Here is a 402-nt window from a genome sequence, read left to right as displayed (position 1 = left end):
AGAGCGTCGCGCTGTCGGCCAACTGCTGGCCCGATCTGGTGCTGGGCCCCCTGCCCCACCTCTACCCCTTTATCGTCAATGACCCGGGCGAAGGCACGCAGGCCAAGCGCCGCGCCCAGGCCGTGATCATTGACCACCTGATGCCCCCGCTCACCCGCGCCGAAAGCTACGGGCCCACGCGCGATTTGGAGCGCATGGTGGACGAGTACTACGAGGCCGCCACCCTGGACCACAAGCGCGCGCAAATCCTGCGCCAGCAGATCCTCGCCCACATCGTGCAGCACGATCTGCACCAGGACCTGGGCCTGCAGGCGCCCGCCAGCGACGAGGAAGAGCAGCAGCTGCTCAACCGCACCGATGCCTACCTGTGCGAGTTGAAGGAAAGCCAGATCCGCGACGGCC

At 67.2% G+C, this 402-nt stretch carries 1 protein-coding gene; it reads left to right on the top strand.

From position 1 onward, the window contains the following. A partial coding sequence (locus tag H928_RS33850; RefSeq protein ID WP_373604938.1) for a cobaltochelatase subunit CobN occupies positions 1-402 on the top strand: 402 nt, incomplete at both ends.

This window comes from Comamonas sp. B-9 (assembly GCF_000410635.1).
Taxonomy (GTDB): Bacteria; Pseudomonadota; Gammaproteobacteria; order Burkholderiales; family Burkholderiaceae_C; genus Comamonas.
This window is presented reverse-complemented; position numbering and strand designations above follow the sequence as displayed.